At 43.9% G+C, this 23229-nt stretch carries 19 protein-coding genes and 1 tRNA gene; 8 read left to right on the top strand and 12 right to left on the bottom strand.

Features of this window, described 5'->3' with window-relative positions; translation table 11 throughout:
- Positions 1 to 77: 77 nt before the first annotated feature.
- Positions 78 to 4463 (top strand): translocation/assembly module TamB domain-containing protein, encoded by a 4386-nt coding sequence (locus ABHV44_RS09590; protein WP_459074463.1) that lies wholly within the window; start codon positions 78 to 80, stop codon positions 4461 to 4463.
- Between the two features lie 58 nt (positions 4464 to 4521).
- On the top strand, positions 4522 to 4710 hold the full coding sequence (locus ABHV44_RS09585) for a Lacal_2735 family protein (protein WP_459074462.1): 189 nt from the start codon (positions 4522 to 4524) through the stop codon (positions 4708 to 4710).
- Here ABHV44_RS09585 and ABHV44_RS09580 read toward each other — a convergent pair.
- From ABHV44_RS09580 to ABHV44_RS09570, 3 genes are all read right to left on the bottom strand, one after another.
- The gene (locus ABHV44_RS09580; RefSeq protein ID WP_459074461.1) at positions 4707 to 5117 is read right to left on the bottom strand and encodes a DUF7793 family protein; all 411 of its coding nucleotides are present in this window, start codon (positions 5115 to 5117) and stop codon (positions 4707 to 4709) included. The genes ABHV44_RS09585 and ABHV44_RS09580 overlap by 4 nt on opposite strands.
- An 81-nt stretch (positions 5118 to 5198) precedes the next feature.
- Complete coding sequence (locus ABHV44_RS09575; protein WP_459074460.1) at positions 5199 to 6314, bottom strand: hypothetical protein; 1116 nt, start codon at positions 6312 to 6314, stop codon at positions 5199 to 5201.
- Positions 6315 to 6422: 108 nt separating this feature from the next.
- Positions 6423 to 7478: an acyl-CoA reductase gene (locus ABHV44_RS09570; protein ID WP_459074459.1), complete on the bottom strand. Its 1056-nt coding sequence runs from the start codon at positions 7476 to 7478 to the stop codon at positions 6423 to 6425.
- A 101-nt stretch (positions 7479 to 7579) separates the two neighbouring features.
- Here ABHV44_RS09570 and ABHV44_RS09565 point away from each other — a divergent pair, with 101 nt between their 5' ends.
- The gene (locus ABHV44_RS09565; RefSeq protein ID WP_459074458.1) at positions 7580 to 7927 is read left to right on the top strand and encodes a 4Fe-4S dicluster domain-containing protein; all 348 of its coding nucleotides are present in this window, start codon (positions 7580 to 7582) and stop codon (positions 7925 to 7927) included.
- Between the two features lie 131 nt (positions 7928 to 8058).
- On the top strand, positions 8059 to 8940 hold the full coding sequence (locus ABHV44_RS09560) for a hypothetical protein (RefSeq protein ID WP_459074457.1): 882 nt from the start codon (positions 8059 to 8061) through the stop codon (positions 8938 to 8940).
- A gap of 1 nt (position 8941) precedes the next feature.
- Here ABHV44_RS09560 and ABHV44_RS09555 read toward each other — a convergent pair whose 3' ends face one another.
- A complete protein-coding gene (locus ABHV44_RS09555) occupies positions 8942 to 9532 on the bottom strand; it encodes a Smr/MutS family protein (RefSeq protein WP_459074456.1) in 591 nt (196 codons plus the stop codon).
- Positions 9533 to 9694: 162 nt separating this feature from the next.
- Between ABHV44_RS09555 and ABHV44_RS09550 the strand changes: the two genes are divergently transcribed.
- A tRNA-Arg gene (locus ABHV44_RS09550) sits at positions 9695 to 9768 on the top strand.
- A gap of 99 nt (positions 9769 to 9867) precedes the next feature.
- Here the strand turns inward: ABHV44_RS09550 and ABHV44_RS09545 are convergent.
- The 3 genes from ABHV44_RS09545 to ABHV44_RS09535 all read right to left on the bottom strand — a co-directional run bounded on the left by ABHV44_RS09545 (position 9868) and on the right by ABHV44_RS09535 (position 12440).
- Positions 9868 to 10392 carry a DinB family protein gene (locus ABHV44_RS09545; protein WP_459074455.1) on the bottom strand — a complete coding sequence of 175 codons (525 nt, stop codon included), beginning with the start codon at positions 10390 to 10392 and terminating at the stop codon, positions 9868 to 9870.
- Between the two features lie 225 nt (positions 10393 to 10617).
- A complete protein-coding gene (locus ABHV44_RS09540; RefSeq protein WP_459074454.1) occupies positions 10618 to 11562 on the bottom strand; it encodes a hypothetical protein in 945 nt (314 codons plus the stop codon).
- 29 nt (positions 11563 to 11591) lie between these two features.
- Complete coding sequence (locus ABHV44_RS09535) at positions 11592 to 12440, bottom strand: peptidylprolyl isomerase (protein ID WP_459074453.1); 849 nt, start codon at positions 12438 to 12440, stop codon at positions 11592 to 11594.
- 90 nt (positions 12441 to 12530) lie between these two features.
- Between ABHV44_RS09535 and ABHV44_RS09530 the strand changes: the two genes are divergently transcribed.
- Positions 12531 to 13880, top strand: coding sequence for an exonuclease domain-containing protein (locus ABHV44_RS09530; RefSeq protein ID WP_459074452.1), 1350 nt, complete (start codon positions 12531 to 12533; stop codon positions 13878 to 13880).
- A 48-nt stretch (positions 13881 to 13928) separates the two neighbouring features.
- Here the strand turns inward: ABHV44_RS09530 and ABHV44_RS09525 are convergent, their stop codons facing one another.
- On the bottom strand, positions 13929 to 14138 hold the full coding sequence (locus tag ABHV44_RS09525) for a hypothetical protein (protein WP_459074451.1): 210 nt from the start codon (positions 14136 to 14138) through the stop codon (positions 13929 to 13931).
- 76 nt (positions 14139 to 14214) lie between these two features.
- Positions 14215 to 14805: an RNA polymerase sigma factor gene (locus ABHV44_RS09520; protein WP_459074450.1), complete on the bottom strand. Its 591-nt coding sequence runs from the start codon at positions 14803 to 14805 to the stop codon at positions 14215 to 14217.
- A gap of 254 nt (positions 14806 to 15059) precedes the next feature.
- On the opposite strand from ABHV44_RS09520, the gene uvrA reads away from it, so the two are divergent.
- Both uvrA and msrB read left to right on the top strand, forming a co-directional pair.
- On the top strand, positions 15060 to 17894 hold the full coding sequence (gene uvrA, locus ABHV44_RS09515; RefSeq protein ID WP_459074449.1) for an excinuclease ABC subunit UvrA: 2835 nt from the start codon (positions 15060 to 15062) through the stop codon (positions 17892 to 17894).
- 46 nt (positions 17895 to 17940) lie between these two features.
- On the top strand, positions 17941 to 18462 hold the full coding sequence (gene msrB, locus ABHV44_RS09510) for a peptide-methionine (R)-S-oxide reductase MsrB (protein ID WP_459074448.1): 522 nt from the start codon (positions 17941 to 17943) through the stop codon (positions 18460 to 18462).
- Between the two features lie 23 nt (positions 18463 to 18485).
- Here the strand turns inward: msrB and ABHV44_RS09505 are convergent, their stop codons facing one another.
- From ABHV44_RS09505 to ABHV44_RS09495, 3 genes are read right to left on the bottom strand one after another with little or no spacing between them, the layout of a single operon-like run.
- Positions 18486 to 19100 (bottom strand): hypothetical protein, encoded by a 615-nt coding sequence (locus ABHV44_RS09505; protein WP_459074447.1) that lies wholly within the window; start codon positions 19098 to 19100, stop codon positions 18486 to 18488.
- Between the two features lie 39 nt (positions 19101 to 19139).
- Positions 19140 to 20075 (bottom strand): PorP/SprF family type IX secretion system membrane protein, encoded by a 936-nt coding sequence (locus tag ABHV44_RS09500; RefSeq protein ID WP_459074446.1) that lies wholly within the window; start codon positions 20073 to 20075, stop codon positions 19140 to 19142.
- A 10-nt stretch (positions 20076 to 20085) separates the two neighbouring features.
- Positions 20086 to 23184: a T9SS type B sorting domain-containing protein gene (locus ABHV44_RS09495; RefSeq protein WP_459074445.1), complete on the bottom strand. Its 3099-nt coding sequence runs from the start codon at positions 23182 to 23184 to the stop codon at positions 20086 to 20088.
- Positions 23185 to 23229: the final 45 nt, after the last annotated feature.

The following is a 23229-nucleotide window of genomic DNA, read 5'->3' as shown; positions in this document are numbered from 1 at the left end:
ATGATTGGCATTTCTTTGGTATAATTGATGTTAAACGGAAGCTCATCAAAAGGTTTTTCAAAATAGTTAAATATTCGGTGCTGATCTTCATTCTACTGCTGATCGCGCTGTTTCTTTTGGTGCAGACTTCGCCCGTTCAAACCTGGCTTGCGCAACGAGCAGCGTCCTATCTCTCAGATGAGCTCAACACCAAAATTGAAATCGACAAGGTTGACTTGGATCTCTTCACAAAAATCAACCTCGAAAACGTTTACCTCGAAGACCAACAAGGAGATACACTTGCCCAATTCGATCGACTAAGTGTAGATGGGATCAAGTTTAATCGAGAGAAAAAATTTATTCGAGCCAGTGAGATTCTACTGAACAACCCGAACTTTTACATCAAAATCAGAAACGGTGACACTCTCACCAATGTGCAATTTTTGTCGGATTACTTTAAGAGTTCACAAAGTGACACCAGCTCTAATCAATGGAAAATTGACTTTGATCAAATCGATCTGGAAGATGGAACTTTTCGATATGAGAACTTCAACAAGTCGCGCGATTCGGTGGGGATGGATTACGACTATCTGGATGTTAGGGAGATAAACTTGTCCGCACAAAATTTTGCAATTGCAGGAGACTCCATCAAGGCAAAGATTGGCAGGATGCAAGCTTACGAGTCTTCCGGATTTGAGCTCGATTCGCTGGCCGGAGATTTCATCATAGACCCGAGACATGCGTTCATCACGAACTCACGGTTAAAGACGAACAACTCTACAATAAATGGGCAAATTGGTTTTGAGTACGAAACCTACAGAGGCTGGAACAATTTCGTTTCTGAGGTAGAAATGAATCACAATTTTGAGCAATCTACATTGCAGATGAGCGACCTCGCCTATTTCGCACCTGAGCTCAAAGGTTTGCAAAAAGAACTGGAAATTGATGGAAAATTTAAGGGAGTGGTGGAAAATCTCAAAGGTCGGGATCTGATGATTCAGTTTGGCAGAAACGGCTTCTTCAAAGGTGACATTACTTTAAATGGAATGCCAGACTTCGAGCAAACCTTTATCACGCTTCGCATCAAAAACCTCACTGCCGACAAGGATGCCATCGATCAAATCCCGCTCCCTCCTTTTGACGAAGGCAAAACCATTAAAACCCCATCCAACTTCTACCGATTGGGAAGGATGAACTTCACCGGAAACTTCACCGGCTTTCTCAAGGATTTTGTAGCCTATGGAACCTTAAGCACTGCCATCGGCTCCGTTTCTTCCGACCTTTCTTTAAAGCAAACAGAATCTGGCGATTACAGCTACTCCGGAAGCCTGAGCACCGATCGATTTAACCTTGGTAAGTTTTACAGAGACACACTACTGGGTGAGCTCACCTCCAGTCTTTCTGTGGAAGGATCCGGGATTAAGCTCGAGACCATGCGAGCAGACATTGAGGGGAAAATCGAAAAACTAACCTTTAATCGCTACAGCTACAACAACATCGATGTTAACGGTACACTCAAGGAAAATTACTTCAATGGAGACTTGAGTATCGAGGACAAAAACCTGATAATGGAATTCAGCGGAGGAGTCGATTTTACCGGCCGTACACCTTCATTCAACTTTGCGTCCGATGTGCGACATCTCGATCTGGTGAACCTCAATTTCCTCAACGATTATCCCTACGGCACCCTGGCCGCTGAGCTCTCCATTTCTGGAACAGGCAACAACCTCGATAACTTTATCGGAGAGCTTGATGTGGAGAACATGAGCTACTGCACCCTTACAAAAGATTACTTTTTTGACAACATCCAGCTCGAAGCTGAGAGCGTGAAAGAAAGAAGGAGGATCTCTCTGGAATCTCCCATCGCCTCCGGAAAAATTATCGGTCAGTTCGACTTTGAAAACCTGGAAAACTCGTTTCGGTCAATTCTGGCAAACGTGATTCCGGCTTATCACTACGAGGACTCTCGCTCCGATAAAAACCAACATTTTGAAAGCACTCTCCGAATCGAGGACTGGAATCCCATTCAAGAGGTCTTTTTGCCCAAAGTGCACATTGCAGAAGGCACATTCGTGAGACTGGAAGTGGACGAACCTGGAAACAGCTTTCACGGGGTTGTAGCGTCAGACAGCCTTTACCTCTACGGAGCTCACGTGCATAATGCGGTTTTCGATTTATCGAATTACGAGAAAGCTGTATACCTCACACTCGGCACTGAAGAAGTACACTACAAAGACTCCTACTCTCTCAGAAACCTCAACCTGGATGTGCGCTCAGAGAACGACACGCTTTTCACCGATTTGGTTTGGAACAATGAGCAAGACAGTACCTCTGCAGAAATTAAAGGCCGCTTTCGGATTCTCGACAACGATAAGTTCGACTTCTATTTTGGCAGATCTTCTCTCACAGTTCAGGGTAAAAAATGGGATCTTGAAGATAGCGCCACCGTTTTCATTGATTCATCCTCGGTTGCAGTAAATGGATTTCGACTTTTCAATGAAAAGGAATTTATCGCGATAAATGGTACAGCATCAGAATCTCCAGAAGACAGGCTTAATGCAGAACTGCAGGATTTCGACCTGTCTTTTTTCTCTCGTTTTTTAAAGGACGAAGGACTGACACTTTCAGGAAGAGTTGACGGAACTGCGGGAATTGAAGACATTTATGAGGAGAAGCTCTTCACCTCAGACCTCTCTGTGAGTCAGTTCGAAGTGAACGAGTACAAAATTGGCAACATCTCTGTCGTCAGCAGTTGGATCGACAGGGAAAAACAACTCAAGATCGGTGGGTTTGTCTCCAGAAATGATATCACTCCGCTGAGCTTCGATGGATTTTACAAACCTTCCAAAAGCGAGTCTCCTCTCGATATTGATGTCACTTTTAACGCGTTCAAAATTGACTTCGTGAATGCCTTTATCGATGAAGGAATTTCCGACCTGAACGGAAAGCTCAACGGAAAGGTGAACGTTCGCGGAAGACCCGACAAACCTCTTCTCAGTGGCGGACTGAAGTTTGACAACACCAGTGTGAGGATCGATTACCTCAACACAACCTATAAAATTGAAGACGAGGCCGGTATTTATCCCGACATGTTTACGATGGACAACATTGTGGTCCGCGATCAGGAGGGAAATTCTGGAAGGTTAACGGGAACTGTGATTCACGACAATTTTAAGATGTGGAACTTCGATGTAACCGTGAACATGGAGAAAGAGCCATTTCTGTGCATGAACACCACCGAGGAGATGAACGAGCTCTACTACGGAAAGGCCTATGCCACCGGATACCTAAACGTTTCTGGTTATGCTGACAATTTAATCTTCGATATCAATGCTCGCTCCGAAAAAGGAACCGACATTTCTATGCCCGTGGGGAGCAGCGGTGAGGTGGAGTTCGAAGACTTCATTTCTTTTGTAGATCATTCTGCTGATTCGCTCGAATATGAGCAGGACCTCGACCTGAGTGGGATCTCTCTGAATTTTGAACTCGACATTACTCCAGAGGCAAAGTTCAAGCTGATTTTTGATGAAGTTGCCGGTGACATTTTACAGGGAACCGGTGAAGGTCATTTGAACCTGGAGATCAACAATTTTGGAGATTTCAGCATGTTTGGTACAATCGAAGTGCAGGGTGGAAACTACCTTTTCACGCTCAAAAACCTCATCAACAAAGAGTTTACAATCTTACCCGGAGGAACCATCAGTTGGTATGGCGATCCCTTTGCTGCAGACATCGACCTGGAAACGGTTTACAAGCTCACTGCCCCACTCTACGATTTGATGGGCGGAAATGCAGAGCAGTACTCTCAGAGGGTGCCAGTAAACCTCATCATGGAGCTGGAAGGAAAACTACTCAATCCCGCTATTGCTTTTGACATTGAGCTGCCAAATGCCGATCAAATTACCAGGACCAGAGTGGAAAGCGCCATTAGCACAGATCAGGAAAGAAACCGACAGGCTTTTGCGCTTCTGGTCTTAAAGAAGTTTGTTTCTCCACCGAACGTGGCAACGGAGGGAGCCGGTTCTATTGGGGTGGCCGAAAATTCTTCGGAGTTTTTATCGAGTCAAATCAGCAACTGGCTATCGCAGATTAGCAATGAATTCGACATTGGAGTTCGATACCGTCCTGGAGACAGAATCACCAATGAGGAGATTGCTGTTGCCCTTTCCACACAACTGTTTAATGAGCGGCTTTCTCTGAGCGGAAACTTTGGTGTTTCTCACGGAACCGCTGCAAATCAGAATGCCAACAACAGCAATATAATCGGAGATATTCGATTGGAGTACAAGATCACTGAAGAGGGAAAAATCAGGCTGGTAGTTTACAACGAAAGCAATGATTTCGATGTGGCTCGAGGAAACCAGAGTATGACCACACAAGGCGTAGGTGTGCTGTATCGCGAAGAGTTTGACGACATGGAAGAATTCTACTGCGGTTTCAAAAATCTTTTTAGAAAGGACGATTCTAAAATTGACTGTGAGTAATTAATGCAATTGCATTAACAATATCGGATTTCGGCTGTTCTCTCTAAAATTGACAGCCATGTTTGGACTATTCAAAAAGAAAAGTAAAATCGAAAAGCTCGAAGACAAGCACCGAAAGCTGCTAAGTAAAGCTTACGAAATTTCGCATTCAGATCGCTCAAAAGGTGATGCGCTGTTGGCAGAGGCCGAAGAGCTTGCCAACGAAATTGATAAAATGAAAGCCAACGAAAAAGACAGCAAGAATTAGCGGCCGACTTCTTCGCGGTCTTTAATGAAGTCTAAAAGCCAAAGTCTTGCATCGCTGCGAGAAGAAAACACTCTCAATGGCACTTTTTGTTTGTAAAAAGTCAGTTGAAAATTGGTGAGGATTCTTCTCAGAGGAGAGTTGATAACGATAGCACCAGCACTCATGTATTTTACTCCATCGGCCGAGCCCAGATAGCGATAAGCGTCTTTTTCGAGTAAAAGATAATCGTTGTTGATGACCGTCATCGTTGGGTAAACCTGACCTTTGACGAGCTCGTGTCTGGCGGCCACTACCTTCTTTGCTACACGAAGATCAATAATGACATCAGGCTTGAACTCTACGGTGAGAATCCCATCGGAAAGCCTGTAGGTTGCAAAATAATTTTCTGATCGGAAATCCTCTGTCATATCGACTCTCGCTTTAGCTAGCTTTAAACGAATTTACGAAAGCCGATTGAAAAAAAACGTTTACGAACAGTTATAATTCGATTAATCACAGGAGAAAGTCTCTTGCGGATCACTGTTGGAGCAAAAGTCGAGGTCACTGGTTACCGCCCCTGTAGCGAGTTCTTCTCTGGAAAACTTACTAAGTGCAATCGGTCCTCTGCTCGCGCTGGATTTTGAGGCCAGGATTCCAATTCCGTTGCTCACGTTTGTGTAAGAAGGACGTTCTTGCACAATACCTGTGACAGGTTCATTTACACTGATAAACGTATTGAGCTCGTCATTTGCAATAGACAGTATCAGTGAAACTGAAACATAATCTCCCTCCTCGTCCTGGATGTTCATCTCTCTAGAGATGTAAGGATCCGACTCAAGTCTTGAAGCAACATTGTTGTAAAATGAAAGTCCATTAAAGCTTTGCTCTATCAAAAGTCCACCATTGGTGTTCTCCGTCTCAAACTCTCCCAGCTTCCAGGTAATGCTGTCGATATACGAATCCTCGAGTTGAGTTTGCTCAAGATCTGCCCATACGTTCTCCCTGTAATAAAACCTCAATGAATACTCGTAGCGCTTTGCTCCTGCCGAAGTCGTCCAGCGAAGAGAAACGTTTTCGTTGTAGATCGGTTGACCACCGATGATGGTTTGAACCATTGAACCGAAAGGACTCTGATTGATATTTCCATCCCGGGCATCGATAATATCTGTCTGCGCAGAGACGTCTTCTTTGTTTTTGAAATCAACATTCAGCTCGTAGATCGCATCTGGATTGAGGTAGTTTCCATCTTCGTCAGCCTGGGCCACGTCAAAGTAATAAACGGTTTGAACCGGTGCATAAAAAACACCATCTGTATCCTTGTTCTCAATGGTGATTGAATCCAACTCATAAGTCTGAACTACGCTACCGTTTACAATCTCCGACATGGTGATTGAGTTGAACTCATCCCATTCGTACTCAAGGCTATCGCGAATTTGGGCGTACTCGGCATTGTTGCCGTCACCGAGGTAGGTGCGGTTGATTTTAACGTATTGTCTGCTCTCCTTGGCATCCAGAATTCCGAAAACAACGGTGGTCGATTTGTATGGAGCATTGAGCTCAACTTCTGTGCTACAGCCAAAAACGAGGGAAAGCAGTGCTAACCCGAAAATCAATCTTAATTTCATATTCCTCTAAGTTGGTGGACAAAAGTAAGTGAACTGAACTCATTTCTGAAATTGAAATGGATCCAATTCAGATCAATCAAACAACAATCCCCGGTTAAAATTTCATTTCTAACGAAGCGATTTCATGAAGTCAAGGGTGTTCACGCCATCGGCATAATCCCAAAGTGCCGGCTGCTGCGCTTCTCCAAAAGGAAGGAAATCCTTACCAACAACACACTGCAGCTCTTCGCTTCGATTCTCAAGCTCGGTCTTCACATCGTCTATATCGTTGTACCGCTCGTAGTAGACTGTAGCCAGAGGAGATGAAAGAGACTTTTCTTCTTTTAACAGCAGAAAGCCATTGTCGTAAATAGTCTCCTTGTTCATCAACCAAATGGTCTTGTTGTAGTCGTAATTGTTACCGTATTTGTTGTGATCAATCACATCTTTATACTCGAAAATTCCTTTGAAAAAAGCATCCAGATCGTAGCTCTCGGGAAGGTAAATCTTTGAGACATTGCGGCATCCCAGGCCGTAGTATGCAAAAATATCTGTCCCCAGTTGATGCAGCTCTTCGGCACTTTCATCACCCGTAAGAACTGCAACTGAGTTTCGGTTTTTTCGAATGATGTTAGGCATTTCGGAAAAATAGTACTCGAAGTAGCGCGCTGTGTTGTTACTTCCGGTGGCCATCACTGCATCAATTCCTTTCAGACGATCTGGTGCAAGTTCCACTCTATCCTTAAAATCAGGCTCAATCAAAATCACGGTTTCTATCACTTGTTGCATGAGCACAGTGTCATCCGAAGACATTTTCACCTTGGCTTTTGCTCCTGAAATCAAAACCGTGAGTAGATCGTGAAAACCAACAAGAGGAATATTTCCGGCCATCACAATGCCTACCGTTTTGTCAATCGGTTGCTCAAAATCAGTTGAATAATCTTCCAGCCACTTCTCGAGGTTTTCAGCTGTGAGCTGCTCACCCCAGGCTTTCATTGCTTTTCGAACGTTTTCTTCGGTAAACCACTTGTTGTGGATCTGAGCTTGTTGCACTTGTCGTTCGAGACTTTCGTACTCTGTCTGGCCAACTCCAATTTCAAAACCTGGCCATGGCCCTCTGGACCCTATGGCCTTCAACACTTTACCCAACTGAACAAACGCCTTTATTCGCTGTTGTAACTGCATAAATGATAAACAGATAAAATTTGCAATTGATCCCCGGTCTTCGGGGATTTTCTATTGATATATTTGCAAAAGTAAATCTCTCAAAAGAAAAAGTCAGTGATATGGCAATAATGATTACAGACGAATGCATCAATTGCGGTGCATGTGAGCCGGAATGCCCCAACAACGCGATTTACGAAGGAGGCATGGAGTGGAAATACAGCGATGGAACCGGCCTGAAGGGAAGAGCAAAAAAACTGGACGGAACAGATATAGATGCCGATGCGGAGAACGATCCTGTAGACATGGACGTGTACTACATCGTGACAGATAAATGTACCGAGTGTGTTGGGTTTCACGATGAACCTCAGTGCGCTGCAGTTTGCCCGGTTGATTGCTGTGTAGACGATCCAGACCACAGAGAATCTGAAGAGGAGCTCCTCGCTAAGAAAGAGTTCATGCATCTCTAAGGGATTCCCATCGTTATAAAACTTTTAAAGAAAGTCGTTCTCTTTGCTGAGGACGACTTTTTTTGTGGCAATATTTTTGAACAATGATTTCGAATTTTCTTTCGTTAGCTTGCACAAACAAATAACAATCGATGAGAAGCATTTCTTTTGCACTTTTCTGTCTTTCACTAATCTCTGTTTCGGGCATTTCGGCTCAGAAAGAAGGAGATTTTTCAGCAATCGAAAATCAACTCAATTACTACCAAGAGGTTATTGGTAGCTCGGACAATGTAGACGAAAGAATTGCAGCAAGTGACTCGTGCAAAATGTTGCTCAACGACAACTGGAACGAACCTGGATTTTTTGATTATCCGTTTGAAAGGATTCAGGGAATGCAAGTGTTGACCTCTCCAGATGAGCGTTTCAGGATTTTCAACTGGAACATTCCGCTTGAAGATGCCCTTCACAGCTACGAAGCTTTCTTGTTGATTAAAGATGATTCCACCGATGGCGAGTTGAGTTGGGTACAGCTCGAAAAATCCAACCGACCTCCTTCAAATTTAAAAAACCGCACCCTGAGAGCTGACGAGTGGTATGGCGCGCTCTACTACAACATCATTGAGATGGACCGCGGCAGAAAAGATTACTACGTGCTGTTGGGCTGGGACGGCAAAGACGGTATCACTAACAGGAAATTTATTGAAGTGTTGAGCTTCGATTCCAGAAATGAACCTCGATTTGGGGCATCGGTTTTTCACTTGGAAAACGGAGTGCAGAAGCGCGTGATTTTCGAATACGCAAATGAAGTGTCGATGTCGCTGAAGTTCTATCCCCGAAAAGAGCGAATCATTTTTGACCACCTGGCTCCCCGCAGTGGCGGCATGGAAGGAAACTACGCTTTTTATGGTCCTGACCTCACTTTCGATGCTCTTCAGCTGGATAAAGGTAAATGGACGCTCGAATCGAATGTGGACGTCCGACAGGGACCCGACAGTCGACCTTATCTCGATCCAAGGCCAGAAAGAAGACGATGAACTAGACTTTTCGCAAAATCACCTCTGTGGCTCCATAACCATATTCGGTATAAGGAGCATCGTGAAAAGTACATTCGGGAAAATAGTTGGCCAGAGCATTTCTAATTTCCATGCGCAGCACACCCTTGCCCACTCCATGGATAAAAATGATTCTGTCAAGGCGCTTTTGCTTAGCCATGCGCATCATGCGATTGAAGTGATCCATCTGTATCTGCACAATTTCTGAATTGCTCATCCCACTACTCTGCTCTCGAATTTCGTGAATGTGCAGGTCGACCTCCATAAACTCGCCCTTACGCTTTGGCGATGCTGTCGGTCTTTTATACTTCACCTTGAAGTCGTCACTCGCCTTTTTGGCTGCACTTTCATCGAGGTTTCTTTCCAGAACATTTCTTATGTCTGGCTGCACCTGCTCGTACTTTCCATTTTCTTCATCGGGAGAAGCAGTCTTCACCAGCTTGGCCGCATCTATCTCGTAATCAAAACCTGTTTCGTCTTCAATCAAAACTGTCTTGCTATCAATAACCGATTTTACAATGGCCTGTCCTTCTTCGTCCAAAAACCTTACGTGATCCCCTGCTTTAAAATTCATGAGGCAAAGATAGAAAGGGATGTGACAAAGTTTCTCAAGATTTGGTAATCAATTGAGCATTGAATTGCCAATAAAAATTGGTTTGGAATAAAAAGGAATTTATATATTTGCGCCCCGTTTGAGAAAATCAACGGGCATCTCTAAAGCGATAGAGATCGAAATGGCTCCGTAGCTCAGCTGAATAGAGCACTTGATTACGGCTCAAGAGGTCCTAGGTTTGAATCCTAGCGGAGTCACAAAACAGTTTGGAGCAAGAGTGCCGAGCAACAGTTCGGTGCTTCTGTAAAAAACCAGGAAACTGAAAACCCTGACATGAAAATGTCGGGGTTTTTTATTTACAAATACTTTTCCTGAACCACCTTCATGTGATGGAGTTGATGGCCGGCAATGATATAGCCAAGTGCTTCCACAGATGCTGTAGCATCGTTATCGCTAAAGTGCCCTTCTTTTTCGAGCATCTGCTGAGAGAAACTTTTGAAGAGATGAATAGTCGAGCTCCTCACCACTGCAGACTCCTCCATTAAATTGAGCAAGGTTCGATTGTTTGCATTCGATCTGCTAACGAACTGATCGTGATCAAAACCAACCAGGCGTTTTTCAGTGCCTCTGGCGAACATCAGGGCTCGGTAGCTCATCACTCGCTCAACATCAATCACGTGTTGAATAAGCTCTTTTAAACTCCACTTCCCATCTGCATAAGGTTTTTCTGCTGCCTCATCATCGATGTTCTGAAACAACTGTTGCCACTCACGCTCCCCATCACTCAGAAGCTCCTCAACTGTCATTTGCTTTGCATTTGCCAGTTCAATGTATCTGAGATAATACTCTGGAGCTTTATTTCTGTTTGTTGTGTGACTCATTTGCTCAGTTTTGAATTTGCATTAAATCATTAAGTCTGACCGTTCGTTTCATTTTTGATACCGCAAGTCAATTTGAGGCCTTTTAACCGAAAGCAGCCACCTATCTTTGATATCAGATTCTTCTTCAAAGAAAGAATTTGAGTTAGTTAGTATCATTTTGGTTAAGGTTTACGAGCCGGCTTCAGTCCCCCAACTGGAGCCGGTTTTATTTTGTAGCTACTACGGTTAGATGGAGAAAGTGAGGTAAATCTGAGAACTGAAGAGCGCTTCTTCATAGGTTCCCATCTTCACTGGATCTCTTGAAATTCTTCCACCAAGTTCTACTTCGTAACGGTCATTGAAGAACATCTCCCAACCCATTGCTCCGTAAAAGCCAATCCCTACCTCTGTGCGAGGATTGTATTGCTGAGGAGCCTGATTGGGATTATCGATTCCAATGAAAAGCTCGTAGGATCGTTCTGCAATGAAAATTTCATTCGACTTTACTCTTGTTCCCAATAAGGTTCCACCACCCTCAAAAAAGAAATTGGCGTTTGGCCCGGTCTCAAAACCAGTTCTGTAACCCAGTGTCATGTGAAAACGATCTTCAGTACCATTAATGTCCAGTACTTGAATGTTATTCTGTTCGTTTTGCTCTGGAGAAGCACCTACGATATTCACAGTGTAAACATCAACCGTTTTGAGATTAGTGACATTTAAGGCGAATACCAGCCCACTGGTGTAATTAAAATTGTACTTCACCTGCAGGCCGTACATGAAAGATGGTCGATAGCGCATATTTGCTGGATGCATATCTCTGGGAAACTCCAGGTAACCTCCAGAAGCTCCATAGTGATCGAGAATATCGTTGTAGGCATTAGAGCTTAAAGTTCCGCCATTCTGAATTGGAGTCAACCTGGTAGCGATATCATAACACCTAGCAATGTTATCTTCGAGTTGATTCTGGCAAGCACCGTTGTAAAACTGAGCGCTTTTCTTATTGGCGAAATACATCCCCATGGTGAGTCCAATGCTGAATCCATTTCTTTCTTCAGGATCAAACTCATCTTCACCTCCCTGGTAAATCGGAATAACCGCAGAGTTTCCATTAACGCTTTGCGCCCTGGCAAGAGTCACTGAAAACAACATCAACAGCACAGCAGCAAAATTTACCTGAATCGATCTTTTCATCTCTTTGTGGGTTTGTTCAAAAATAAGAATTAATCGAGCACCTTCATTCTCACTTCCACCAGCTTGATCGGCCAGTCTGCTTTATCAGTCCTGAGCTGTGATATTTCCTCTACCACTTCCATTCCGTCTACTACTTCACCAAAGACTGTGTGCTCGTAATCGAGGTGAGCTGCGCCCCCAACGGTTCTGTAAATCTCTTCCTGCTTTTCGGAGTACTTCTCACCTCTTTGCTTTTCGGCATTGAATAAACCCATATCGCCTATTTTTCTGCCGTCAACGAGATAAAAATTGTAGGCTGACGACCTTTTTTCTGGATTGTCCTCATAATTGCGGGACATTGCCAGTGCTCCTTTTTTGTGAATGTGGTGAAGCCTGAACTCAGATGGGATCGTGTACTTTCCAATCAGGTATCGCATGTCCGAAGGTTTGCTGTCCTGCGAGTTTCCTCCCTGAATCATGAATTCATCGATGATTCGCGTAATCTCGACCGGATCGTAATAGCCTCTTTCAATTAGGTAAAGGAAGTTTGCTCGATGAAGAGGAGTGTCCTCGTAGAGCTTCACTGTGATATCTCCGTAATTGGTTTGGATCAGAACACGCGTTTGAGGATGATCCTTGCCGTATTCTCTCAGGAACTCCTCGGCATTTTCATCGTTGAGCCTCGGGTAGAGCGGTTTGGATGGCTTCTCTTCGACCGATTCTTGCTTTTCTTGCGCTGCTTCAGCATCACCCTTTTCAGTTGGTTTGGGTTCTGACTGTTCAGTATCTTTGTCTACTTCCTTCTTGTTTCCAGAAGACTTTTTATCAGTGTCTGAGTCACAAGCTGCGAGGAAAACTAAGAGGCAAAGAGTTAGTCGAAAAAATCCTTTTTGAAACATCGCTAAAAGTTTGATTGAAATCTTGCCGAATTTGCAATATTTTCAATCACATCGCAAATAGGTTACGGAGTAAGGAGCTCTTTTTGAGAAATGATATTCGCAATTACCGACATAGAAACAACGGGAAGCTACGCAAGCGGCCACACCATCACCGAGATAGCTATTTGTCTTCACAATGGTGAAAAAGTGATAGACGAATGGCACAGTTTAGTGAACCCAGATAAACCGATTCCCTATCACATTACCAGATTGACAGGAATCACGAACGAAATGGTAGAAGACGCTCCTTCGTTTTCTGAATTGGCTAAGGAGATTGACGAGTTCACGAAAGATGCCGTTTTTGTAGCTCACAATGTTCATTTTGATTACTCTTTCATAAAGAAAGCTTTTGAGCTCGAAGGTATACGATGGAACCGATCGAAACTGTGCACCGTGCGACTCAGCAGGAAAATATTTCCCGGATACCGATCTTACAGTCTCTCCAACTTGTGCCGACAACGGGAGATCAACAACGAGGCGCCTCACCGCGCTCTAGGAGACACTCGCGCAACAAGCGAACTCTTCACCCAGCTTCTGCAAAATGATGAACACGGAGAAATTGAGAAAGCTCTAAAGCGCGGGTCTGGAGATCACTTTCTCCCACAAAACCTGGACAAATCCATTTATCATGCATTGCCAGAATCGCCTGGAGTTTATTATTTCCACGACAGTAGTGGCAAAGTAATTTATGTCGGCAAGGCAAAAAACATCAAGAAGCGCGTGCGATCGCACTTCAGCGGGGGTATGAAAAGTGCAAGACGACAGACATTTGCCAGGGAAATTAGAGACATCACTTATCAACTAACAGGAACAGAGCTGATCGCATTTCTCATTGAAGACAATGAAATCAGAAGGTTGTGGCCAAAATTTAATTACGCTCAAAAATCTCAGGCCGGAAAGTATGGCGTTTTCAAATATCTCGATCAAAAAGGCTTTTACAGATTAGCGGTTCAAAAAGTGAGCAGGTCTCACCAACCGGTGAGAAGATTTCACTCAGCTTTCGAAGCGCGCAACTGGCTTTTCAGGTTTGCCGACCGTCACGATATTCCTTATGAATTTTGCGGTCTTCCTGTAAGTGCCACAAGCGATTCAACACCTGAGGTTCACAACAAAAAGCTACACGAGGCACTGGAAGGTGAAAATAATTCTCGAAGTTCGTTTGCACTCAGAAGCAAAGGCAGAAGCAGTGACGAACACTCATTTATTCTGATAGAACGCGGACATTTTAAAGGAATTGGTTTCATCGAAAATGACGTTCCTATTCGCAGTGTAGAAGAAGCAGAGACCTTTCTGATTCACATGACCTCTTCTCAAACTATAGAGTCTCACATTTTTCACCATATCGAAAAAAGAGGCTTAAAAGGAGTCGTGCCTCTCAAGGACGAAAGCATGGCGCAATAAAAAAAGCCCTTCCAAAACTGGAAGAGCTTTTCTGCTAAATTTTTGAGGTTAATTGAGGACCATGTTGATCCTGTCCATTTTTTCAGACTCGCGAACGCTAACTGCTTTGTTGTACGCGAAAATCCTGTTCAAAGCATCATCGCTGGGCTCCAGCTCCACTTCCGGCATTTCTACCATGTCTTTGTTTTTGAAAATTTGATAAAAGCTATCTTCTTCACGAGAGAAAGATGCTAAATCATCTAGAGTAAAATCATTCATAGGCTTGTGGTTACTTTTATTGGTTTCCCAGCTATAACGACAAGCGATCTTACCTTATTGTTAACGAACTACAAATTTATGACATGGTTAATCTGATACCGTGCTTATCAATCAGTTTGCGCATGTTAATCAGAGCGTATCTCATTCTACCCAGCGCAGTGTTAATGCTGATATCGAGCTTCTCGGAAATCTCCTTAAAACTCATTTTATAATAGTGTCGCATCATTACAACCTGCTGCTGTTCGTCTGGCAAATATTTGATTAATCCTTTCACATCGCTCAGAATTTGCTCCCAGGCCATCTTATCTTCAATGTGCATGTCGCTTTGGCTGATGGTCGCGAATACATCGTAATCATCGTCACCTCTAACGGTAGGCATCTTCTTGTTTTTGCGAAAATGATCTATCGTTAGGTTGTGCGCAATTCGCATTACCCAGGGCAAAAATTTACCCTCTTCGTTGTATCGTCCTGATTTGAGTGTGTTGATCACCTTGATAAAGGTATCCTGAAAGATATCTTCAGCGATATCCTGATCTCTTACCATCATGAACACTTTCGTGTAGATGGCATTTTTGTGTTTTGAAACGAGCTGTTCAAAAGCTCTGTCATCTCCATCCAAATATTGGCGTACCAATACGCGGTCTGAAACTTCATTAGATAAGTGCATAAAACCCTCCCTTTAATTAAAATTCAATACTTAATCGTACGTAAACTTTTGTTGAGTAGAGTTTTTGCTATATCTAATCTCCTATTTTTTGGTGATGGAATTTGGGCAAAAGCGCCCAGACAAATTTTTTCTTTTCACTGTAGAGCGAAGGTAATTCCAGTCGCTGCTAAAACAAATATAAAGAAAAACAATTTAAAAAGTCAAATCATTTTAATTTTGAACTCATTACGAATACTCAAAAAGGAGAAAAAGAGTTGCACGAAAAATCGTCTGTAGATCAGTTAGATCCCCGGAAAAACATCATCATAAAAAATGCTCGGGTACACAATCTCAAGAATGTGTCCGTTGCCATACCGAGAAATCAATTTGTAGTGATTACCGGTCTTTCTGGATCGGGAAAATCGTCTTTGGCCTTTGACACGCTCTATGCCGAAGGTCAAAGGCGATATGTAGAAAGCCTTTCTTCTTACGCTCGCCAGTTTTTGGGCAGGCTCGACAAGCCAGAGGTGGACTACATCAAAGGAATATCTCCAGCAATTGCAATCGAGCAGAAAGTCGTGTCAAGAAGTAGTCGCTCTACAGTTGGAACAACCACAGAAGTTTACGACTACCTGAAATTGCTTTTTGCCAGAGTGGGCAAAACCATTTCTCCTGTTTCCGGCAAAGAAGTTAAACGACACCGGGTTGAGGATGTTCAGGATGCTATCCTTAATTTAGAAGAGGGCACCAAACTCCTGATTCTGGCTCCACTCCATCGCAAGTCAGATAGATCATTAAAGGACCAACTCAAAATACTCTCACAACAAGGGTTTGTTAGAATTTGGCACAAAGGAGAGGTAAAGAGAATTGAAGACGGAGTAGAGAAAGAAATTGGTTCGAAAGATGAAATCTGTATTGTAATTGATCGATTAATTGCCAAAGACACGGATGAGAACAAGGCTCGAATTGCCGACAGTACCGAATCTGCTTTTTTTGAAGGAAGAGGCGAATGTGTGGTGCAAGTGATGGATGAAAAGAACACTAAGTTTTCGTTCTCCAATCGATTTGAATTGGATGGCATCACCTTCGAAGAGCCTTCTGTTCATTTTTTCAGCTTCAATAATCCAGTAGGTGCATGTAAAACTTGTGAAGGATTTGGCTCCGTTATCGGTATTGATGAAGATCTTGTGATACCTAACAAAGGCAAGTCGATTTACGATGATGCTGTTGTGGCCTGGAAAGGCGACAAAATGAGCGCCTGGAAGAGAGAACTCGTCCTGAATGCTGAAAAGTTCGACTTCCCTGTTCACAAGCCTTACAGAGAGTTATCCGAAGAACAAAGAGAACTTGTGTGGACGGGAAACCAATACTTTGGCGGACTGAGTGCCTTCTTCAAAATGCTCGAGGAAAATGCCTATAAAATTCAGTACCGCGTGATGTTGAGTCGCTATCGCGGAAAAACAAAATGTCCCGATTGCAAAGGCACACGACTTAGAAAAGATGCACACTACGTAAAGATCGATGGCAGTTCGATCGCAGATTTGGTCAAGCTTCCATTATCTGAGCTCACGGTGTTTTTCGAAAACCTTAGCTTAAATGCGCACGATCATGAAGTGGCAAAGCGACTGCTCACTGAAATCCGCTCGAGGCTCGAATACCTGAATGATGTTGGTCTTTCATATCTGACCTTGAATCGCGAGTCGAGTACACTTTCTGGCGGTGAATCACAAAGAATAAACCTTGCCACATCTCTTGGAAGCAGCCTCGTTGGCTCAATGTACATCCTGGACGAGCCCAGCATTGGGTTGCATCCGCGGGACACTCATCGACTAATTAAAGTTTTGAAGAGACTGCAAAATCTCGGCAACACAGTGATTGTGGTGGAACATGATGAGGAAATCATGAAGGCTGCTGATCAGTTGGTGGACATGGGGCCATTGGCGGGAACTGGTGGCGGAAATCTGGTTTTCCAGGGTAATCACTCGAAATTAAACAAAGCAAAAGACAGTCTCACAGCACAGTATCTTACTGGAAGTCGGGAAATTCCCATTCCATCGCAAACCAGAAAATGGAAGGATAAAATCACCATTTCGGGAGCTTCGGAAAACAACCTGAAAAATCTTACTGTCGATTTCCCTCTGGGAATTTTCACAGTAGTGAGCGGTGTCAGCGGATCAGGTAAATCTACACTGGTGAATGACCTCTTCTCCCCTGCCCTTCAAAAGCGGCTGGGAGGTTATGCGCATAAGACAGGCTCTTACGGAGATCTCACCGGAGACATTGAAGTCGTGAAGGCTGTGGAGTCGGTGGATCAAAACCCGATTGGCAAGTCTTCTCGCTCAAACCCTGTAACATACGTGAAGGCTTTTGACGAAATAAGAACTTTGCTGAGTAGAACTAAATTGGCGAAGTCAAGGGCTTACAAGCCTTCCCATTTCTCATTCAACGTTCCTGGTGGCCGCTGCGAAAACTGCGAAGGTGAAGGTGAAGTGACTATAGAAATGCAGTTCATGGCCGACATAAAGTTGCAATGCGAAGTCTGTAAAGGAAAACGCTATCAGGAAGATATTCTGGAAGTGAAAATTGGTGGTAAAAATGTTAGCGATATTCTCGATCTGACCATTGATGACGCTGTAAGGTTTTTCCAAGATCTCGATAATGACACGAAGGCTGTAGAGAACCTGGTCAAGAAAATTTCGCCACTTCAGGAAGTCGGGCTAGGCTATCTCACGCTTGGTCAGCCATCCAATACACTCAGTGGTGGTGAAGCTCAGCGCATAAAACTCGCTTCCTTCCTCAGTCGTGGCGATCGCGGCCAGCACACCCTTTTTATCTTCGATGAGCCTACCACCGGTTTGCATTTTCACGACATCCAGAAGTTGTTAGATTCTTTCAACGCTCTTGTAGAACAAGGTAACACGGTGATTGTCATCGAACACGACCCAGATGTTATAAAATGTGCAGATTGGGTAATTGACCTTGGACCTGACGGAGGAAAAGCCGGTGGAGAAGTTGTATTCGAGGGAACACCAAAGGATTTGACAGAAATCCAAAACTCATTCACTGCCAAGTTTCTCGCGCCTAAATTTGAGCAAACGAAAGTGACTTGAACTAATCAGACCACTTAGGCGTTCTATCTCTAAAAGTATCTTTAAAATGAATTTCAAAGTAATTACCTTTTTGCTCGTTTCTCTAATTTTCAGCTTCAGTTCCTGCGGTCAGGAAAGCGGCACTAACTCAGAATCTGTTGAAGAGCTCCCGAAAGAGCTTGACATGAACTGGGATGGCACTACTGTGAAAAAATCTTCGGAAGAATGGAAATCCGAACTAACAGATGAGGAATACGAAATTCTGAGAAATTCCGGCACAGAACGCGCATTCACAGGTGACTATTGGGACAATAAAGAAGAAGGAGTTTACATCTGTGCAGGGTGCGCACTTCCACTATTTCACTCCAATACGAAGTTCAAATCAGGAACGGGTTGGCCGAGTTTTTACGACCCTATCAAGCAGCAATTTGTTGAAGAGAGAAAAGATACGAGTTACGGAACTGTGCGAACAGAGGTGGTTTGCGCCAGGTGTAAGGGTCACCTTGGCCATGTTTTCGAAGATGGACCAAATCCTACAGGCTTGAGATATTGCCTCAACTCGGCTGCACTCGATTTTGTTCCAGAGTAGCTTTCCTGTACTTCAGCTTATTTTTATTGTTCACCTCCACAGGTGAACTCGATGTCCACAACTTTCCAGGTTTGCCATTGCAAATTACCATACTGGTCGGTTTCGTTCTCCCCGGTGCGCCCCTGAATGTTTATGCTACCGGTGATTGTTCCAGTTGTTGTTAACTGAGCAATGAGAATTTTCTTATCGGCCTTGGCATAGGCCTGACTGTCATCTGGAGTAACAAACCAGGCTCCATCTTTCAAAATAAAGTCACCCCCACTTTCGAATGATGAAAAGTCAAGTGCCCATTCTTTCACCTGGTTTCGATAATTATCAGAATATCCAATGGTAAACCAACTATCGTAATTCAGCTCAGGCTTTTCTCGCTTTAATCTTTTATTCACATTAGATGCCAACGCACCACCATAATCGTTTTGATAAAAGGGCTCTGTGCTCTTAATGAAAAGATCATTGTTGCTATCAGCGAAAATAGCATGTACCTGATCTCCCTCATTTTTGACGACTACATAAATGCGAAAAGTTCTCCCTTCTACCAGTCCTTTATTATCGACTTCTTCGATCAAAATGGAATCGAACTGAGCAAAGAGAAAAGTTGGAAAAAATGCTATCAGTGCCGCTAATGCAATCTTTTTCATGAGTGGTCAGGTGTGTTGATTTTACAATTTTTTCCTGATTTATCTTCTAAATCTGGAGTCGAATTTAGATTGAGTATTGAATTTTGTTTGACGCTGAATATTGTATCCCACGGCAATCTCATGAGTACTCGGACTCAGGTTGTTGGCCCCGGTGAAGGTGATGTCGTAAGAATAGAAAAACATGAAGTTTTTGTACTCCACTCCTGCCATCACTCCTACAGCGTCATTGTGACGGTAAGTGAGACCGGCTGAGAACATGTCGTTGTATGTTCCCTTCACATTTACATCAACCTGCACCGGAGTCACTTCAGTGAAGCGCATCATTCCAGAAGGTTCGATGTCAAATTTATCCGCAGCCTCAAAAGTGTATCCACCCATAAGGTAATAGTGTCTGATGTCCTGATTCTCCACCGCAGAAGCGTTGTTCACTACCTTGAGTGTAGTTTGAAGCATGTTGGGCACTGCTGCTCCGAAAAAGTATTGCTCTCCCCAAACCTGGAATCCAAATGTAGCATCGAAGAGGAATTGAGTTTCGTCTTGCATTCCGTTCAAAGCCGGGTCGTCTGCTTGTTCAACTGTGAGCTCACTGTTGTTAAAACTGTACTGGCCCAACATACCACTCAACCCAAATGAGATTCTATTAAATTGATTAAGATCGGCCTTGTATGCAACTGTGAGATCGGCTCCTGTTCTAGAAATAGCCCCACCGGTGTCATCTGAATAAAGTATAACTCCGAAGCCAAAACCATGCGGCCAGCTGGTGTGCGCGCTCATTGAGTAGCTCACCGGAGCTTGCTCGAATCCTGCCCATTGATTTCGGTAAGTTACCATCACCGGTGAATAAAGTTGAGATCCAGCCACGGCAGGATTGACGAGGTACCGGTTGTTCATAAACTGAGTCCTTCTGAACAACTGCTGCGCATCGGCCTGGCTAAAAAATGCAAGAGCTATAGTTATTAGTAAAAGTCTTTTCATCCTGGTCTGATTAGTATTTGATTGTTACAGTTCCGGTCATGGTATCCAAGCCACTTTCCTCGAAGGTAATTACGTAGTAGTAGTCGGCTATTGGCAATCTGTTTCCGTTAAACCTTCCGTCCCATCTTGTGGGATAACCCCGAGATTCAAAAACGAGCTGCCCCCATCGGTTGTACACCTGTACAAGAACATTAGGAAAGAATTCGAGTCCACCTATAACCCATTCGTCATTGATACCGTCACTGTTTGGAGTAATTGCAGTTGCTATGAAGAAGCATCCCACTGTTGGCTCAACCTCAACCGATCCCGAAAGCTCGCAGCCCTGGGCGTCAGTTACAGTTACAGAGTAGAGTTCTTCTGGCAAGCCCACCGCGGTAGCGGTAGTTTGTTCATCTTCATCGTTCCACACATAAGAAATTGGACCTTCACCTCCAGACACTGCTGCAGTTGCAGTTCCATCTCCCTGATTCCAGCATGTAACAGGCGAACTGAAAAGCTCCAGAGTGAGATCCGATTCGATGTTAGATTCCATGAAGATCGTATCCTGAGCGAAACAGCCAACGCTGTCCACGGCAGTCACAATGTATTCTCCCTCTGCGAGATTGTCGAGATCAATTCCTCCAACATCAATTGAAATTTCACCTGTTCCGCCAATGGCTTCAACGTTTGCAGATCCATCGGTCATTCCAGTACAAGTTGCATTTTGGGTGTTGATGAGAAATTGGATCGGAGCCGGCTCGTTCACGATAACTTCTGCTGCAAAAGTACAACCCTGAGCATCCGTGATGTTCACCTGGTTTGGTCCTGCACACAATTCGTCATTCATCTGTTGCGGATCACCATTCCAAATCACTTCGTATTCTGGTGTTCCCCCTGTAATATCAAGCAAAACAGCACCGTCACATTCTCCACCGCAGCTCACATCAACATTCGCAAGCACAGAAGCCATGAGAGTGTCAGGCTCGTTGACAACAACTGAGTCTGTAACAGCACATCCGTTGTCGTCTGTCACGGTAACATCATAACCTGTGGCAGGTAGGTTTTCAAAAAAACCAGTGATGTTTGAGAAAGCATCATCGGCAGATTCAATTTCATAAGTAATGGGATCCGTTCCTCCTTCTGCTTCAATTAGCAGGTCTCCATCGCTGCCACCATTACAGGAAACACTAGTTGTCTCGAAGCTTAATTGAATTCCATCCGGCTCGAAAATTTCAATTTCTTCCGATACGAGGCAACCCAGGGAGTCAGCTACAGAGACCGTGTAAAGTCCAGCTGGTAAGCTATCGAATACGGGACCCGAAGATGGACCATTTGGATCAGGCGCAAGTGAAATCTGATATCCGTTACTCGAAGGTGTTCCGCCCATTGGGTCAACAGCAATAACTCCATCTGCATATCCAAAGCACGAAATGCTTGTCGTATCCAGAGTGAAAACTAATTCGTCTGGTTGAGTTACCTCCAGAGTATCTACGACAGTACAGCCATTCTGATCCACTGTTGTGCAGATATATGTCCCGGCAGTCACAGCTGCAGGATTATCAACTTCAAATCCGTTACTGTCTTCACAAGTAATTTCTGATGCTCCAGTTCCTCCTTCGGCTATCACAACCAATTGACCCGAAGCGTCACCAAAGCAGTCTACATCCTCTACTGAAGTGGTTGTTGTCAATTCAAGCGGCTCTGTGATTTCGAAAGTCACTGAATCCTGACAGGCATTTTCATCTGTTACCACCAATTGGTAAGAATCGCAAGGGCACAAATCCGCAAGTTCGAGGTCGGCAGACGTGAACCCGTCACAGCCTGTCCATTCGTAAGTGAGTACTCCAGTTCCTCCAGTCACAGTTCCTTCAATGGAGCCATCGCAAGCACCAAAGCAGTTAACGTCATTTGCATTCATGTCGATAACTATAGGCTCTGGACAATCAATCACCTCTGTCTCTGTGGTTTCACAAAGGTTTTCATCTCGGACAGTTATGTTGTACTCCCCGCAGGCCAAATCAGCAATACTGGTGGTAGAAACAAATCCATTTCCATTATCGAAGTCGTATTCGTAGGCGCCTGTACCACCAGTGGCAGAAACGCTGAGCTCTCCCGTTTCATCACCAGCGCAAAGCACACCGCTATCCTGAGTGATATCTAAAATAAGTTCATCTGGCTGCGTAATTGTAAGAGTATCTGAGTAATTCATACACCCTACGTTGTCTGTCGTAACTACGATATAATCTCCAGCTGCGAGATCTGTGAAGTCACCGGCAGCGGCATCTTCGACTAACAGCGTGTCTTCATCGTTTTCCGTACCAAACAAATCGAAAGACAGATCGCCATTTCCATCGAGAGTTACTTCGGTAGAAATAGTTCCAGTTCCATCTTCAAAACAAGATAGGTTTGTGGAAGATGAACTGACATCAATTGGGTTGTCATCGCAGGGGCTTGTAGCGCAGAGCTCGTAGGTATGAGTAATATTAGGTTGGTCCTCCACAACCTCTTGAATTTGTGCTCCAAAGCACAGCTCAAAGTTACCACAGGTAGTAATTTGCGCAATAAGAACTTTCCAATTGCCATCTGCATCTTGAATCGGTATTGTGTTAGGCTGATCATTGAGCGCGAATATGGCGCCATTATTCACTTCAATAGTTCCGAATCCGATTCCATTATCTTCATTAAAGTCAGTCTCCAATTGGGCCTCTGCACCCATATCGAAATAGACAGCACTGACGCTTCCTGGATCAGTATTACACTCCATCCCTATTGTTAGCCATGAATCGAATTCCAAAGCCGGAAAACCCGGAATAAATCCGCAGCCAATTTCAGATCCTAGATACTCACCGTTAGGATCTTGATAAATCTCACATTCAGAATTGAAGATAATATCAATAGGCTCAGGCTGTGTAGCAGTAACAGGGTTCGCAAAAAGTCCAGTCAAAATGTATTCATCACTTTCCAAATTCAAATAAATTCGGTATGTAGTAAAACCACTCAAATCCACGCCACCTACCATTCCGGTATGAGTTTCGACTGGTTCAACAATTACTTCTGGGGTGGCCAGTTGGGCCTTCGCGAAAGAGGAAATAAGTACGAAAGCAATTACAATAAAGAAGGATCTACACATGCGTCTCACATTTAGCATAGCTTGGTTTGTCATACCTAGGTTAAT

Origin of the sequence: Halocola ammonii, from assembly GCF_049334165.1 — a bacterium.
Taxonomy (GTDB): Bacteria; Bacteroidota; Bacteroidia; order Flavobacteriales_D; family Sanyastnellaceae; genus JBEGHD01.
Note: the sequence above shows the minus strand (reverse complement) of the source record. Positions and strands in the feature narration are given on the sequence as shown.

Coding starts and splice junctions, on each gene's coding strand:
- ABHV44_RS09585 (WP_459074462.1), top strand. CDS start 4,522: ATGTTTGGACTATTCAAAAAGAAAAGTAAAATCGAAAAGCTCGAAGAC.
- ABHV44_RS09580 (WP_459074461.1), bottom strand. CDS start 5,117: ATGACAGAGGATTTCCGATCAGAAAATTATTTTGCAACCTACAGGCTT.
- ABHV44_RS09575 (WP_459074460.1), bottom strand. CDS start 6,314: ATGAAATTAAGATTGATTTTCGGGTTAGCACTGCTTTCCCTCGTTTTT.
- ABHV44_RS09570 (WP_459074459.1), bottom strand. CDS start 7,478: ATGCAGTTACAACAGCGAATAAAGGCGTTTGTTCAGTTGGGTAAAGTG.
- ABHV44_RS09565 (WP_459074458.1), top strand. CDS start 7,580: ATGGCAATAATGATTACAGACGAATGCATCAATTGCGGTGCATGTGAG.
- ABHV44_RS09560 (WP_459074457.1), top strand. CDS start 8,059: ATGAGAAGCATTTCTTTTGCACTTTTCTGTCTTTCACTAATCTCTGTT.
- ABHV44_RS09555 (WP_459074456.1), bottom strand. CDS start 9,532: ATGAATTTTAAAGCAGGGGATCACGTAAGGTTTTTGGACGAAGAAGGA.
- ABHV44_RS09545 (WP_459074455.1), bottom strand. CDS start 10,392: ATGAGTCACACAACAAACAGAAATAAAGCTCCAGAGTATTATCTCAGA.
- ABHV44_RS09540 (WP_459074454.1), bottom strand. CDS start 11,562: ATGAAAAGATCGATTCAGGTAAATTTTGCTGCTGTGCTGTTGATGTTG.
- ABHV44_RS09535 (WP_459074453.1), bottom strand. CDS start 12,440: ATGTTTCAAAAAGGATTTTTTCGACTAACTCTTTGCCTCTTAGTTTTC.
- ABHV44_RS09530 (WP_459074452.1), top strand. CDS start 12,531: ATGATATTCGCAATTACCGACATAGAAACAACGGGAAGCTACGCAAGC.
- ABHV44_RS09525 (WP_459074451.1), bottom strand. CDS start 14,138: ATGAATGATTTTACTCTAGATGATTTAGCATCTTTCTCTCGTGAAGAA.
- ABHV44_RS09520 (WP_459074450.1), bottom strand. CDS start 14,805: ATGCACTTATCTAATGAAGTTTCAGACCGCGTATTGGTACGCCAATAT.
- msrB (WP_459074448.1), top strand. CDS start 17,941: ATGAATTTCAAAGTAATTACCTTTTTGCTCGTTTCTCTAATTTTCAGC.
- ABHV44_RS09505 (WP_459074447.1), bottom strand. CDS start 19,100: ATGAAAAAGATTGCATTAGCGGCACTGATAGCATTTTTTCCAACTTTT.
- ABHV44_RS09500 (WP_459074446.1), bottom strand. CDS start 20,075: ATGAAAAGACTTTTACTAATAACTATAGCTCTTGCATTTTTTAGCCAG.
- ABHV44_RS09495 (WP_459074445.1), bottom strand. CDS start 23,184: ATGTGTAGATCCTTCTTTATTGTAATTGCTTTCGTACTTATTTCCTCT.